The following is a 13,498-nucleotide window of genomic DNA, read 5'->3' on the forward strand; positions in this document are numbered from 1 at the left end:
AATCCGTCGCCCAGGCCGCAAAACACCTCGGCATAGGCAGATCAACAGCTTACAAGGTGATCAGAAACACCACGCCATAAGCCATGTTTATGCTTCGTTCTTCCTTAGCGTGGTTCTACGAAGAAACCTTCCGATGGGGCCTAAACGAAGCCCTGCCATGTCGCCACGTAAGTGAAATCGCTGACCCAGAGCATGTCCGGTGCAGGCACGCGGAACTGGCGGTTCACCCTGTCCAGCGGGCATGGCTGCGCCTTGTCAGGTATTGTCGTTCTGGCTTTCTTGCCGCGAATGACGCCCTCCAGGCCCAGATCCTTCATTAGCCGCGCCACCGTGCATCTGGCCACATCGAAGCCCTCCCGGCGCATCTGGTGCCAGACCTTGCGAACGCCGTAGACCTTGTAGTTCTGTTCCCAGACACGTTCGATCTCGGGCCGCAAAGCCTTGTCCCGCTTGGCGCGACCTGACAGCAGGTCAGGGTTCGCCCGTTTGGCCATGTGATCGTAGAACGTGGACGGGGCAATCGGCAGGTGCCTGCAGATCGGCTCGACCCCGATGGCTTCACGGTTCTCTTCGATGAAGGCAATCATGTCCTGGACCGGCGGTCGAGCTCCGCCTGAGCAAAATATGCCGACGCCTTGCGAAGGATCTCATTGGCCTGCTTCAGTTCGCGGTTTTCCCGCTCCAGTGCCTTCATCTTCTCAGCCATCTCGGTGGTCACACCGGCGCGGTCGCCACGATCAACCTCCGCCTTTTTGACCCAGTCGTTCAGCGTGTTCGCCGCACAACCAATCTTCGCTGACACCGACACTATCGCCGACCAACGGCTCTCATGCTGCCCGGGATTGTCTACAACCAGGCGAACGGCACGCTCGCGCACTTCGGGGGAATACTTGTTCGTCGTCTTGCTCATGATGCTCCATCCTACTCAAGAGTTGGAGCCTCCCGCAAACCCGGCGCGGTTCACCTTGCGGCACAATCGGAAAGAGGAGGTACAACAGCTCCTGGCAGGATTCAGCCTGCCAAGACGAGGTCCCCACCGGGACGCGGTTCCTGGCAACGCCGGATATGACGCCGCCGCCGAGCAATCCGTTCGAGCGCGTTTTCCAGATAGGCATCCAGGAACCGATCTCACCGACATCATGTAGGTGGCCCTGCGTGCCAACCACGGACGGAAGCATGACACCGGTGTGAGGGCTGAGATTGCAAGCTTCGTTGCTGCTAAAGGAGTACAGAGCAATATGGACAACCTTGCGGGGGGTGCGACGCGGGCAGCGCTCCGAGATTTACGGTCTCCGCGCCCCCGCGTCTCATATGCTGCAGCCACACTGGTGAAGCGCAGCGGAATTTTTGCGCCGATTCCGGCTTGACCACTAAAGCCCCATGACGGAAGCGTCATGTATCGCGCACGCTGCACAGTCCATTCTTCGGGTGTTGTCAACTTAACTTGCCACCCGCGAATAGATGGCCGGTCTTTGAGCGTCAGATGCTCGCAGCCTCCTTCCAGGCGTCGAAGGCCTCTATCCTGTGATAGCGTGTTTCGATTGCCGAACGGCGGCGGGCAGGTATCGAGAAGCGGTTTCTGGTGGCAGAATGACATGCTACAAACCGTTGTAACCCGCCCGGAGAGCGAAATCCTTGCATGCACCGCTCTCGTTTTCGAAACGGCAAATGGCTGTTTTCGGCCCGATTGTTAAGGCCTTTATGGGAGCGATGTTCAAGGCCGGACGCGATCTCGCGTCTGGCCGCACCGTAGGATCGCAGTTTGTCCGTGACGATCCGTTTGGGCAGGCCAAACTGCTTGATCAAGGCTTTCAAAAAACGCTTTGCGGCACGCTTGTCGCGCTTAGATTGCAGAATTTCCTCCAGAACGATCCCCTCTTGATCAACCGCGCGCCAGAGCCAGAATTTCCGCCCGGAAATCGTCACCACAACTTCGTCGAGATGCCAAGCGTCCCCCGCAGGCGCCTGCCGCAGGCGCAAGTTTCGGGCGATCTGCGGGGCGAATTTCGCCACCCAACGCCGGATCGTTTCGTAGGAAACATCAATGCCACGCTTCAGCAGCATTTCCTCGACTTCGCGCAGGGATAGGTTGAACCGGAAGTACAGCCAAACCGTGTGCGCGATGATCTTTGGTGGAAAACGGTGGCGCTTGTAGCTGACGATCATGCTCATGCGCCGCAACTACGCAAAATCTCCAAAGCTTCCAACAGGTCCGAGTTAATGTGACAATGCCCGCTGCGCCACCTGTGTCACCGTTGCCCCGTCGATCCCAACCGACATGACAATCTCGAGCTTGTCCTCGTTTCGCCAGAAACGCCGCCGCTCCGCCCCAAGAATTTCACCACGCATCGATGACCCCGCATAAGACACGTCGTTAACGACGTCTTTAACGACGTGTCTTAGATGATCGCCCAAGCGTCAGGCAGGCGGTGCCAATGGCGCGGTTACGTTGGCAATCTCCCTCTTCGAGGTCGCGGTATGAGACGCCAAACCGAACATAGAAATTGACCCCATACAAGATCACGAATTTCGGATAGTGCGCACCTTAAAACTGATCAATGTCTCAACTCCGGTCTTTGCCCAGCAAGCCGCAACCTTTGGACCGAGCCGCATCCAAACGCAATGTTCGCCAGAAAGTTTGCGACACTACCCAGGCAAAACAATGACTGATACAGGAACTCGATCCATAGACGGAAACACACTCGGCACAGATGAAGAAATCAACCCATAACTGTATTGACGACATTGCCCACAATTTATCATATACAGTGCGGTGAACGGAATACTGTAAACTGACGCATGAAACAGCCTCCTTGTCTGACACCATGCTCATACAGCGACACGCCCCGCAACGTAGCAGAGCGCTGGCAGGTTGAAATTTCAGGTGTCCATATAGACCGCTGAACTCAGGAGGGCGCGAACTTGCAAATCGACATCAAACGGGAAGCTCTTGCGCCCAGCTTAGAGAACATTCTGCAGGACCGGTCAGCGGCATGAACATATCTTTGAAAACGCCATTGATCTGGTTGGCAAAGCGTATACCCATGCGTGACTTCGTGGTGCTTGCGGACAAGCCTGGCAGTGGAAAGCGGCTCCAGAAAATCCGGTCAGAGCATCAGCTGAAAGACTTTGTCAAAGTTGGTATGAACCTGTTCTGGCAACGGCAGGCGATGTTCGCAGGCGTTGCCCTTTTAACGGCTTACTACTTCGACTTCTTCCTTGCCTCCATATGCTATTTGTTCCTCCTGCTTGCGGAAGCGACCGACCTTTGCATTTCCAAAAAAGTGATCGTTTGGAAAGGTGGCAGCGTTCGAGAGACTAGAAAATATCTCGCTCTGGTCATCATGAGCCAAATTCTAAGCACGCTGGCAATCGCTTCATTTGCAATAGTAATGTCGTGGTCAGAGGGTCCAGCCCTTCATTTCACGCCCCTGTTCCTGTTGTTTGCCGCAGCGCTTTTTGCCGCCGTCAACAATCACCAGATTCCACAACTCCTTCTCATTAAGCTGGTGATCTACGGTCTTGCTTTCATTTTCATTCCCGCGCGCGACCTGATTGTCGTCCGACCACCAATACACTCCTATCTTTGGCTGCAGTTCATCACGGTCGGCTTTGTTCTATATTTCATAGTGGATTGTTCGCGGATATTTGTTGATCTCTACAGGAAGAATATGCGCCAGTTCGAGAGTTTGAAGCTGGAACGCGACCGGGCCATGAGAGCGTCTGAAGCGAAGTCGCAATTTCTCTCTACCGTGAGCCATGAACTGCGCACGCCGTTAACGTCGATCAAGGGGTCACTTGACCTGATGAGAAGTGGCGCGGCGAGCGAGATACCTGCCGAGTTATCGCCTTTGCTGGACATGGCGCAACGAAACACGGATCGTCTGCTTCTTCTTATCGGTGAGCTTCTGGATCTTCAAAAGATGGAAACCAGTCAGATTGACCTGCAGTTAGAAGCGGTGAATCTCGAAGAAATAGTCCAAGAAGCAGTTGATGCCATTTCTCATTATGCGCGGAATTCAAGGATTGAGGTTGTTTTCGAAACCTCTGGTGAAGTGCTCATGATCCTTGGCGATAAATCACGCCTGCTCCAGGTGATGGCGAACTTGCTCTCGAACGCGATTAAGTTCTCTGACGAAGGAGACATCATCCGCGTCTCGGCAGAGAAGGAAGGCGGAATGGCCATTATTCGCGTCGCGGACCAGGGTATAGGGATTCCTCAAGAGGCAAGGGATAAACTGTTCAAACCGTTTTCGCAGCTCGACGCCTCCGATACGCGGAAGTTTGGGGGAACGGGCCTTGGGTTGCACATCACAAAACGCATCCTCGACAAACACGGTGCGAGTATAGACTTTGAAAGCGTTGTTGGCGTCGGCACCACGTTTTTACTTGAGTTTGAGACACTACCCGACTGAGTGCTAAACAACCTAGGAACAACTCCGATATGACCGAGCTGCAAAGAATCCTGCATGTCGACGATGACGCGGATATAAGAACGATTGTGGAGCTGTCTCTCTGTTCCATAGGTGGGTTAACTGTGCAGTCATGTAGTTCTGGCAAAGAAGCAATAGCCAGTGCATTGGCCTTCCAGCCAGACCTTTTCCTCCTGGACATGATGATGCCGGGGATGACCGGGGAAGAAACCTGGACGGAGTTGCGTCGTCTACCGGGCCTTGAACAAGTGCCGGTGATCTTCATGACAGCTAAAGTCCAAAACGACGTTTCAGTGATGCTCAAACAACTGGGTGCGCTCGACGTAATAGCCAAACCCTTTGATCCGGTTGGGTTGCCCACCCTGTTACACGCAGCTTGGCATCGAGCCGCCGCTGAATAGCGTCAGCAATCAGGAATTTCCAACTGCTGGGTCTACCAGCTTCTGAACCCGGCTAAGGTTCTCAAAAATAGCGACCTCAACTCCCTCAAACATTATTCACTGCCAAATTGCAGCCTCAATTCCCACCTACAACCTAACATGGAAAAGTGGTAGCCACTCCGAATACTGGGTTTAGGAATCACCTATGCGATATCGAGAGTTTCGTAGGAACGACTGGGAGACGAGAAATTGAAAATCCTTGCCGTCGACGATGACAAGTATGTGCTGGAACTGCTCGAAGCAATTCTCAAGGCTGGCGGCTTTGTCGAGCATACTCTCGTGAACTCAGCCACGGCTGCACTACGGGAAATCTCGAATGCAACGTCTCCATTTGACTGCATTCTGCTAGATATTCAGATGCCGGAAATGGATGGAATCGAACTCTGTGGTGTTATCAGGGCACTGCCTCACTACAAGACATGCCCGATACTCATGATAACGGCGATGACAGACCGATCCTATATTGATCGTGCGTTTGCCGCAGGTGCAACAGACTACATCAGCAAACCATTCGATCCGCTGGAGCTTGGCACAAGAATCCGTTTGGCCGAGAAACTGGTGAAGGAGCAACGGATTGCAACCGGATCGGCACGCGAGCTTCAATCGCTTAGAAACAAGGTCGGTGAGGCATTCAGCTTCTCGATTGACGATGCTGTAACCATTGACGAAGTGCCAGGGGCAATAGATAAGTTGGTTCTGGAAAACTATCTCCTGCAACTGTCTCGCGGCAAAATCTTCCAATCAACGGTTATCGGGTTCGCTATACGTGATTTCGAGGGGCTTTGGTCGCGCTCCAGCTTGAGCGACATCTACATGACACTTGTGGATGTGGCAGACGCGATAGCGCTCAATATGAAGAGTAGAAGCTATCTCTTGGCCTATTGTGGACGCGGCCGATTTGTTTGCGTTACCCAGCGTATCATTTCGAGCGCGCTTGATGATCTGGCGCAGCGAATACAGGCAAGTGTTGATGAGTTTGAGGCCGCAGACCACGATATAATCCAGATCATCATGGGAGAGCCGGTTACGATGTCGATCCTGGCTTCCCGAAATCCCTTGCAGTTGATTGATGACGCCATTGCATCCGCAGATCAAAATGGCCGCACTGCTCAACCAACTTCAACGAAGCCAAGTATCTGGGACCGAATTAACGGTCTGCTTACCCTAAGATAAGAGTGTCAAATATGGAATCGACAGATCATACCGCGCTGAATGACGCAATCATCAGCATCCAAGCGAAGTATCTGCGAAGTCTCGACCAACATCTCGAGCACTTCAGCAACCTTCTTAATTGTATCGAAACCGATCAGGATGCTGCGCATGCCATCGTAAAGATAAAGGAAAGGGCTCACCGGATATATGGCCTCGCTGGCACGATAGGCCTTGAGCAATTGGGCGAGAACGCAAAGCAAGTGGAGATCACGGCTGCGAAGCTGGATCAGGCGACGACAAAAAGCAGGGACGAGACTGAAGAGTTGGCTTCACTGGTCGAAGGATTGCTTAATTACATAAAGGACCTTTGACCTGCTCCCCTGAAAAGTCCTTGCTTTGAGGTTAGCCTGTTCTCCAACGAAGGAGACAGACGATGAAGAGAAGCCGTTTCAGCGAAGAGCAGATCATTGGCATCTTGAAGGAACACCAGGCCGGGTTGAGCGCGAAAGAGCTTTGCCGCAAGCATGGGATCAGTGATGCGACGTTCTACAACTGGCGCTCAATATATTGCGGCATGGAGGTGTTTGATGCGCGGCGTCTGAAGGTGCTGGAAGCCGAGAATGCGAAGCTCAAGAGGATGCTGGCAGAGCAGATGCTCGATGTCGCCACGCTGAAAGAGATGCTTGGAAAAAACTTCTGAAGCCCGGTTCGAGGAGGAACGCCGTGGACTGGGCAATGAAGACCAAGGGCTACAATCAGAAACGGGCCTGCGCCTTGGCCGGGATCGATCCGCGTGTGTATCGGCGGAAGTCGAAGCGGCCGGCGGACACCGAGCTGCGGGCCAGGATGAAGGAACTGGCGTCCGAGCGGCGCCGGTTTGGCTATCGCCGCCTGCATATCCTGCTGAAGCGGGAGGGCTGGGAGGTGAACTGGAAGAAGCTCTACCGGCTCTATCGCGAAGAAGGGTTAACCGTCCGTAAACGGGGCGGACGCAAGCGCGCTGTGGGCACCAGGACGCCCATGGCAATCCCGCAGGGGCCAAACCAGCGGTGGTCGCTCGACTTCATGTCAGACGCGCTGGAAGACGGGCGAAGGTTCCGGGTGTTGAACGTCATCGATGACTTCAGCCGGGAATGCCTGGCGGCTGTCGTGGACACATCCATCGGCGGCACGCGCGTCGCCCGTGAGCTGGATCGGATTGCAGAATTGCGTGGCTATCCCTGCATGGTGGTCAGCGACAATGGAACAGAACTGACCAGCAACGCGATGCTCAAGTGCAGGAAAACCGCAAAGTCGGGTGGCACTACATCGCACCGGGCAAACCCATGCAAAACGGCTTGGTCGAGAGCTTCAACGGGCGGATGCGCGAGGAATGCCTAAACGAGCACCTGTTCCCGTCTTTGCGCCATGCCTGCCGCATAGTTGCGGCATGGCGCGACGACTACAACTCTGCTTCATTGCGCCCATCTTTCTATGTTATTGAAGAAAATAGGTTTTGCTAATCCGGGTGCGATACCGCGGGGTGTTTGGGGTTTTTCTGCGCCCGTTTCCTGAGTTGTTGGGACGCCGTTTTTGACAGTTCCGCGCGCTCGAATACCCATGGCCCGTCGGCGAGCGGATGGTCCGCCTCGATTTCACCTGCTTCCGCTGCCAACCGCAACGTTTTTGGGGCCACTCCGAGCAGCTTGGCCGCGCTGGATAGGTTGAGCCAGGGATCGAGGCCGCCGGGATCGGGCTTGAACACCGGAATTTTGCGGTAGGACCGGAGCGCTGTGATCCGCTCCCTGGTCCAGCGGTTTCCGTTGCCGGTGACGAGACCGTTCCGGTTCAGAACGCCGGCGATGACATCGTCGCTGGCGATCCGCGCAAGCTGGCGGACGGCCTCGACAATATCTGCAGAGGTGGCGTTGCGCTGTCCTCGGCGGCGCTTGGGCAGGCGAAGCTCTGTATGGGCACCGCCCATCCAATGAACCAGCAGGACGATCTCCGACGCATCGTCATCAAGATCGGCCATCACTTCCCGAATCACCGTGCGGACGATGCGCTTCTTCAACCTGGCATCCGTCATCGGCGCGAACCAGACGCGTTCGAGATCGGTTCCCAAGGCCGTCAGGTCGTCCACCGGCAATGCTGTCCCCGTCGGGTTGACCGTATCGTGGTGAGCGATCTTGTTCTCGATCTCCTGGACATGCGTGAGTGCCCGGTTCCAGCGAGTCTCCAGTTCGGCGGTCACCAGGCGGTTCTCGGGATCGGATGCATCATACTGCCGAAACGCGCGGTTTGCCTCGTAGTGCGCGGCCTCAAGGTCGCGACAGAGCGCATCGCGAACCTGATCCCGCTGACGCGCCGCTTGCCGGGCGGCCGCCTCCGCCGCGGCGATGGCACCGGGACTGACCACCTGCAGGAGCGCCTGTTCGATGGCATCGTCGACCCGCAATCCGCCAAAAGCGATGCAGCGCGCCTCGCCATTGTCCAGGAGACCGCGCCAGCAGGAGTAACGCGGGATATCATGCTTCTTGCCGGTGTAGCGAACCGTCAGCTTGCGGCCACAGCGCCGACAGCGCAGCAGCCCGGCCAAAAGGGCGGCTCCATGTTTGGCTGCGCCGTGATGCCGGCTCTGAGGGACATTGTCGCTGACCATCTTGCGGATCGCCTCTGCCCGTTCCCAACTCACATAGCCTTCATGCGCGCCCGGCTTCAATGCAAGCCATTCCTCGCGGTCTTTCCTGCGAACGGCCGATGTCCCGAACCCTGGCGATGCCTGGGTTTTGCCATAGGCATAAGCCCCGCCATAGGCCGGATTGACGATCATGCGATGAATGGTGGCATAGGTCGGGCGGCGCCAGACCACCTCACCCTGTTTGCGCAAGCTGGGCAGTTCAAGGCCATGTTCGAGGGACCACAGGAGGGCCTGCCGCGCGCTTCCCAGCTCGGCGACCTTGTCGAATACCAGACTTATGGCCTTTTGCACGCGGCGATCCGGGTCTTTCTCAAGCCGGTCCCCGGCCTTTACGAAGCCGACAGGGGCGGCGACGACAAGTTCGCCGCGCCGTGCCTTCTCGTGGCGTGCCGCGAGGGATCGTTGTCTGAGAAGATCGAGCTCGTATTCGTTCAGGCTGCCCTTCAGGCCCAAAAGCAGCCGGTCATTGCCATCGCGTGGCGCATAAACCGTTTCCTGATCGACCAGCACAGTGTCGACGACACGGCACATCTCGATGAGATGCTGCCAGTCCCGGCTGTTGCGCGCAAAGCGGGATACTTCACGCGCCGCGACGGCGCCGACCTTGCCGAGACAAACATCGGCGATCATCCGGTCAAAGCCTTCCCGCGCGACACCGCCGGCGGCAGAACGGCCGAGGTCGTCATCCACGGTCTCAATCCGGCTCCAGCCCAAATCCGAAAGCCGCTCCCGCATGGCATATTGCAGGGCGCTGCTTTCCCGGTTGTGCAGGACCTGGTGGGCCGATGACTGGCGGACATAAAGGATCGCCTTGCGATCCAAATGCTGCGGGCCAATCTTCTCATGCTTCATGATCGCTCCCCCTGTCCGCCGCGCTGGCGTGTTCTGCAATCAGGCGTGCCATCAACCGTGTGAGCGTTTGCTGCGTGTCGCCGGGAAGGCTTTGCCAAGGCGGTGTCTGTGTCACGGGCGCGGACTGGGTGTCCGGGAACAGCTCGAGTTGCGTCGTCGCCATTTTGCGCGGCATTGGCCGACCTCCGAATCGTGGGTTCAGAGTCCAATGCTGCGCCAGCGCGCGATGAGGAGGCGGATTTATCAAGCGAGGTGAAGCCAGCATCACAGACCAACTCCGCAAGGAACGTCAGGGTGTCCAGGCCCACATGCGCCATATCGACCCGACGGCAAGCCACACATGCGGCCCGGTCAAACATCCATGCCGGGACTTCCAGAAGCCGGTCCGACCGGCGACCGGTAAGATTGCACCGAAACACCGCATCGCCAGGCTTGTCGATCATCTGATGGACATGAACCAATCGACCAAACCAGGGATGCCATCGATAAAGAACCTCGCGGCACTCGGTAACGTGGGTGTTCTGGCGTTTAGTTGTACAATCACCACCGCCCACATTCGAGCCTCGACGGGCTCACCCCGCGGGAGTATCACCAACGGTCAGAAGAGGACCAAACCCTGAACAGAACTAACCAATAAGAGCGGACTCCAAGGGGAGCAGGTCACGTGCTCGACGAGGTCCGGGAATGGCAGAGCCGGGCGCTGGACCGGATGTATCCCATCGTGCTTTTTGACGCACTACGGGTGAAGATCCGCGACGCCGATAGCCGGACGGTCAAGAACGAGGCGGTTTACGTGGCCCTCGGCGTCACCCGCGACGGCAGCCGCGAGGTTCTCGGCCTTTGGATCGCCGAGAACGAAGGGGCGAAGTTCTGGCTCTCGGTGATGAACGAACTCAAGAACCGGGGGCTGCAGGACATCCTGATCGCCGTTGTAAACGGCCTCAAGGGCTTTCCCGAAGCCATCACGGCCGCCTTCCCGGATGCCATGGTTCAGACCTGCATCGTGCATCTGGTGCGTCACAGCCTGAACTTCTGGACCGCAAGGCCGTGGCCGCCGATCTGCGCCGGATCTACGGGGCCGCAACCGCCGATCTGGCCGCTGCCGAACTTGATGCCTTCGAGGAAAAATGGGCCGGGAAATACGCCTCGATCGCCCCGGCCTGGCGCCGGGCGTGGTAGGAGGTGATCCCGTTCTTTGCCTTCGATCCGGCAATCCGGAAAATCATATACACCACGAACGCCATCGAGAGCCTGAACCGGGTGATCCGGAAATCCATCAAGACGCGGAGCTCGTTCCCGACCGACGAGGCCGCGACCAAGTTAATCTACCTCGCTATCCGCAAATTCGAAAAGGACGGCCGAAATGTCCGGGAATGGTTTGCAACCCGCAACCAGTTCGCCACAATGTTCGGCGAGCGCTTCGACGCTTGAGTATCTAAAACCGCATGGGCCGGGCCAGATACACAGAGTTCATGACACTCCCCATCGGTGATGCTCATGCCACCTATGCCCTTTCCAACAAATCTGCAAATCTGAAACTGTTAACGTAACAATGCCCCCGCACATGCTGGAAAACGGCTGGGAATTCGACAAGGAAACCGGCGGCGACCCCATCGGCGGGCACGACTTCCTGCATCAGGTCTATACCAGCGTGGTTCCGGACTATACCGGCCGCGTCACCGTCCCCGTGCTGTGGGACAAGAAGACCAACACCATTGTCAGCAACGAGTCATCCGAGATCATCCGGATGTTCAACTCGGCCTTTGACCATCTGACCGGAAACACGCTGGACTTCTACCCCGCGCCCCTGCGCGGGCAAATCGACGACATCAACGATTTCGTCTACCCGCGCATCAACAATGGCGTCTACCGGGCCGCGTTCGCAACCACACAACCCGCTTACGAAGAGGCCTTCGAAAGCCTGTTCGCAGCGCTCGACCAGATTGAGACCCGCCTCGCCACAAGCCGCTTCCTGATCGGTGACACCCAGACCGAGGCCGACTGGCGCCTGTTCACCACGCTGATCCGGTTCGACGCGGTCTATCACGGGCATTTCAAGACCAACCTAAAACGGATCGAGGATTACCCCAACATCTCGAACTTCATGCGGGATCTCTACCAGACCCCGAGCGTGGCCGAGACCGTGGATTTCCGGCACATCAAGGAGCACTATTACGTCAGCCAACGTACCATAAATCCGACTCAAGTTGCGCCCAATGGGCCGATTCTGAACTATAACCGCCCGCACGACCGGGCGCGGTTGGCGGCGGCCTAGCGAGGGTCGTCATGCGCGTCTCATCGCCCGCCGGAAACAAGGTATCGGTCCAGAAGGCCGACAATCGCATCGGCCAGATCGGGGATCTGGTCGACCTGTCGACTGACCTTGTAATAGTCGGAGACATCGTGGCGGATGCCAATGGCACAGAGATCGATGCCACCAGTGGAGGGAAACTGCGCGATCACCTCGCGCAGATGACGATCAAGCGGTTCGTGTCGTCGTTCGTTCCAGAAGACGCAGGCATCAGCACGACACTCATGCATATTTTTGAGGCAATCGGATTTGTTTCTCCTCAAACCGGTCCTTGTTGAAGGCCTTGATGGATCGCCAATCTGACTTCATCCCCATCCGCAGGCATTCGATTTCGTCAACATCCGCGACATCTCGCAGGATCTCCGGGCGGATAGGCTCACGGACGTAAGACGAATCGCGAGCTTAGTTAACATAAACTTCATTATGCGGCTTTATATTTTGCGTTGCGATAGTATATTATCGTATGTATGCTGAACTCCTCTCACGGAGGTCCCCCAGTATGCGCCATTTACTCAAGAAGCTCCTCCCCTCGGTCGCAGTCGCTTTGGCCGTGACAAGCTTTTCGCTGCCGGCACCCGCCCGCGCGCAGACCTACCCGATCGATTGCGCGATCCTCTTGTGCCTGTCTGGCGGCTGGCCCGCTTCCGTCCCTTGCGCCCGAGCCCGCGCCGAGTTCATCCGGCGGATTACGCCTTGGCCAGTGGAACCGCCGCTGCAAATCTGGCGCTGTCCCATGGGCGCGTCCTATGAGAGCGATCGGCAATCAAACAACGCTGACCGCATAATTGAAGCCTTGTACCGGACCGACAACCGTCGACCGCTCCAATCCTTGCCAGTAGATAATCTCGTTCCCACAGACTTCACCCTTCGGCTTGTTCAGGACCGCGCGGACATCGATATCAGCGGGCCAGAGTTCAATTTCGTGCGGTCCATCCGCGTCTTCGATGTACGGTATGCACGACAGCACGAGTCCGGGCGCGATGGGGATTGTAACCGAAGCGCGACCGTGGTCCTCGGCACCTACGGGACCCAAGGCGATTTCTCATGGCAGCGATCTTCCATAACTGCCCTGCCCGAGGCCCATGTGGGACTTGAACGTTGGGGCCAGAATTGCCCGGGTATCTATCACCGATCTGTCTTCGTCGATTGGCGTGACTATGAGGGCAACTACGGCTTCGAACAGGTGAACTACTAGCGCTGACAAAGACAGCTTTGCCATCATGCTGCGAGAATTTTAGCGTGCTGAGTTGTTCAAATACCGGCCCTTCGCTGCTTTCGGTGCGTTTGTCCGGAGAGCAGGACAAACCCGCCTTTCGCTAGTGCGGCTATTGCTTGCGCAGCATCTGATTGCACTTGCAGCGAGTGTTTCGCTGCGTTGCAACAGATGTCGCCAAACCCGTCATTGACCTTGGTCCGTACGAGCATCATCTGATCGATCCTTTGCTGCACAGAGCGGGAATCCGCGGGGAACGGATTCATGCTACGCGGTTTTCGCTTGCGTAGACATTGCTGGCAGATGCGGCCAGCCCTGTCTTGCTGTGCCGCTCAAGTTGCCATAGCGGTTGCTCGACAAGGTCATAGATTTCTTGCTTCGATGTGATCCAGCGTTCCGTGAAGGTTTTCACAGAAG

At 56.7% G+C, this 13,498-nt stretch carries 12 protein-coding genes, 3 pseudogenes and 1 other annotated feature; of the genes and pseudogenes, 8 read left to right on the top strand and 7 right to left on the bottom strand.

Features of this window, described 5'->3' with window-relative positions:
* Positions 1–143: 143 nt before the first annotated feature.
* The 3 genes and pseudogenes from AC13C8_RS01095 to AC13C8_RS01105 all read right to left on the bottom strand — a co-directional run.
* A pseudogene (locus AC13C8_RS01095) lies at positions 144–910 on the bottom strand (IS3 family transposase); the annotation flags it as partial.
* Positions 513–629, bottom strand: a sequence feature (AL1L pseudoknot). It overlaps the preceding pseudogene by 117 nt.
* 569 nt (positions 911–1,479) lie before the next feature.
* Positions 1,480–2,172 (bottom strand): IS6 family transposase, encoded by a 693-nt coding sequence (locus tag AC13C8_RS01100; RefSeq protein ID WP_482846105.1) that lies wholly within the window; start codon positions 2,170–2,172, stop codon positions 1,480–1,482.
* A 45-nt stretch (positions 2,173–2,217) separates the two neighbouring features.
* The gene (locus AC13C8_RS01105) at positions 2,218–2,349 is read right to left on the bottom strand and encodes a hypothetical protein (protein ID WP_482846106.1); all 132 of its coding nucleotides are present in this window, start codon (positions 2,347–2,349) and stop codon (positions 2,218–2,220) included.
* A gap of 695 nt (positions 2,350–3,044) precedes the next feature.
* Between AC13C8_RS01105 and AC13C8_RS01110 the strand changes: the two genes are divergently transcribed.
* From AC13C8_RS01110 to AC13C8_RS01130, 5 genes and pseudogenes are all read left to right on the top strand, one after another.
* A complete protein-coding gene (locus tag AC13C8_RS01110; protein ID WP_482846107.1) occupies positions 3,045–4,415 on the top strand; it encodes a sensor histidine kinase in 1,371 nt (456 codons plus the stop codon).
* Positions 4,416–4,444: 29 nt separating this feature from the next.
* Positions 4,445–4,834, top strand: coding sequence for a response regulator (locus AC13C8_RS01115; protein ID WP_191285328.1), 390 nt, complete (start codon positions 4,445–4,447; stop codon positions 4,832–4,834).
* Between the two features lie 228 nt (positions 4,835–5,062).
* The gene (locus AC13C8_RS01120) at positions 5,063–6,046 is read left to right on the top strand and encodes a response regulator (RefSeq protein WP_482846108.1); all 984 of its coding nucleotides are present in this window, start codon (positions 5,063–5,065) and stop codon (positions 6,044–6,046) included.
* A gap of 11 nt (positions 6,047–6,057) precedes the next feature.
* Complete coding sequence (locus AC13C8_RS01125) at positions 6,058–6,396, top strand: Hpt domain-containing protein (RefSeq protein ID WP_482846109.1); 339 nt, start codon at positions 6,058–6,060, stop codon at positions 6,394–6,396.
* Between the two features lie 62 nt (positions 6,397–6,458).
* Positions 6,459–7,527 (top strand): annotated as a pseudogene (locus AC13C8_RS01130) (IS3 family transposase).
* Here the strand turns inward: AC13C8_RS01130 and AC13C8_RS01135 are convergent.
* Both AC13C8_RS01135 and AC13C8_RS01140 read right to left on the bottom strand, forming a co-directional pair.
* Positions 7,524–9,557: a recombinase family protein gene (locus tag AC13C8_RS01135; protein WP_482846110.1), complete on the bottom strand. Its 2,034-nt coding sequence runs from the start codon at positions 9,555–9,557 to the stop codon at positions 7,524–7,526. The pseudogene AC13C8_RS01130 and the gene AC13C8_RS01135 sit on opposite strands and share 4 nt — an antisense overlap.
* Positions 9,547–9,732 carry a hypothetical protein gene (locus tag AC13C8_RS01140; protein WP_482846111.1) on the bottom strand — a complete coding sequence of 62 codons (186 nt, stop codon included), beginning with the start codon at positions 9,730–9,732 and terminating at the stop codon, positions 9,547–9,549. The genes AC13C8_RS01135 and AC13C8_RS01140 overlap by 11 nt, the downstream gene beginning before the upstream one ends.
* Before the next feature lie 489 nt (positions 9,733–10,221).
* Between AC13C8_RS01140 and AC13C8_RS01145 the strand changes: the two are divergent.
* Both AC13C8_RS01145 and AC13C8_RS01150 read left to right on the top strand, forming a co-directional pair.
* Positions 10,222–10,988, top strand: a pseudogene (locus AC13C8_RS01145) (IS256 family transposase); the annotation flags it as partial.
* Positions 10,989–11,121: 133 nt separating this feature from the next.
* Positions 11,122–11,832 (top strand): glutathione S-transferase family protein, encoded by a 711-nt coding sequence (locus tag AC13C8_RS01150; RefSeq protein WP_482846112.1) that lies wholly within the window; start codon positions 11,122–11,124, stop codon positions 11,830–11,832.
* A gap of 20 nt (positions 11,833–11,852) precedes the next feature.
* On the opposite strand, the gene AC13C8_RS01155 is transcribed toward AC13C8_RS01150, so the two are convergent.
* The gene (locus AC13C8_RS01155) at positions 11,853–12,098 is read right to left on the bottom strand and encodes a cobaltochelatase CobT-related protein (protein WP_482846113.1); all 246 of its coding nucleotides are present in this window, start codon (positions 12,096–12,098) and stop codon (positions 11,853–11,855) included.
* Positions 12,099–12,367: 269 nt separating this feature from the next.
* On the opposite strand from AC13C8_RS01155, the gene AC13C8_RS01160 reads away from it, so the two are divergent.
* Positions 12,368–13,063 carry a hypothetical protein gene (locus tag AC13C8_RS01160; RefSeq protein ID WP_230802396.1) on the top strand — a complete coding sequence of 232 codons (696 nt, stop codon included), beginning with the start codon at positions 12,368–12,370 and terminating at the stop codon, positions 13,061–13,063.
* Positions 13,064–13,343: 280 nt separating this feature from the next.
* Here the strand turns inward: AC13C8_RS01160 and AC13C8_RS01165 are convergent, their stop codons facing one another.
* Positions 13,344–13,493, bottom strand: a complete 150-nt coding sequence (locus AC13C8_RS01165; RefSeq protein ID WP_482846114.1) for a hypothetical protein — start codon at positions 13,491–13,493, stop codon at positions 13,344–13,346.
* Positions 13,494–13,498 lie beyond the last annotated feature (5 nt).

It is taken from the genome of Aliiroseovarius sp. B-4, assembly GCF_056857795.1.

Bases quoted from the DNA above. Each gene is read 5' to 3' on its own strand.
- AC13C8_RS01100 (WP_482846105.1), bottom strand. From the start codon at position 2,172: ATGAGCATGATCGTCAGCTACAAGCGCCACCGTTTTCCACCAAAGATC.
- AC13C8_RS01105 (WP_482846106.1), bottom strand. From the start codon at position 2,349: ATGCGTGGTGAAATTCTTGGGGCGGAGCGGCGGCGTTTCTGGCGAAAC.
- AC13C8_RS01110 (WP_482846107.1), top strand. From the start codon at position 3,045: ATGCGTGACTTCGTGGTGCTTGCGGACAAGCCTGGCAGTGGAAAGCGG.
- AC13C8_RS01115 (WP_191285328.1), top strand. From the start codon at position 4,445: ATGACCGAGCTGCAAAGAATCCTGCATGTCGACGATGACGCGGATATA.
- AC13C8_RS01125 (WP_482846109.1), top strand. From the start codon at position 6,058: ATGGAATCGACAGATCATACCGCGCTGAATGACGCAATCATCAGCATC.
- AC13C8_RS01135 (WP_482846110.1), bottom strand. From the start codon at position 9,557: ATGAAGCATGAGAAGATTGGCCCGCAGCATTTGGATCGCAAGGCGATC.
- AC13C8_RS01140 (WP_482846111.1), bottom strand. From the start codon at position 9,732: ATGCCGCGCAAAATGGCGACGACGCAACTCGAGCTGTTCCCGGACACC.
- AC13C8_RS01150 (WP_482846112.1), top strand. From the start codon at position 11,122: ATGCTGGAAAACGGCTGGGAATTCGACAAGGAAACCGGCGGCGACCCC.
- AC13C8_RS01155 (WP_482846113.1), bottom strand. From the start codon at position 12,098: ATGCATGAGTGTCGTGCTGATGCCTGCGTCTTCTGGAACGAACGACGA.
- AC13C8_RS01160 (WP_230802396.1), top strand. From the start codon at position 12,368: ATGCGCCATTTACTCAAGAAGCTCCTCCCCTCGGTCGCAGTCGCTTTG.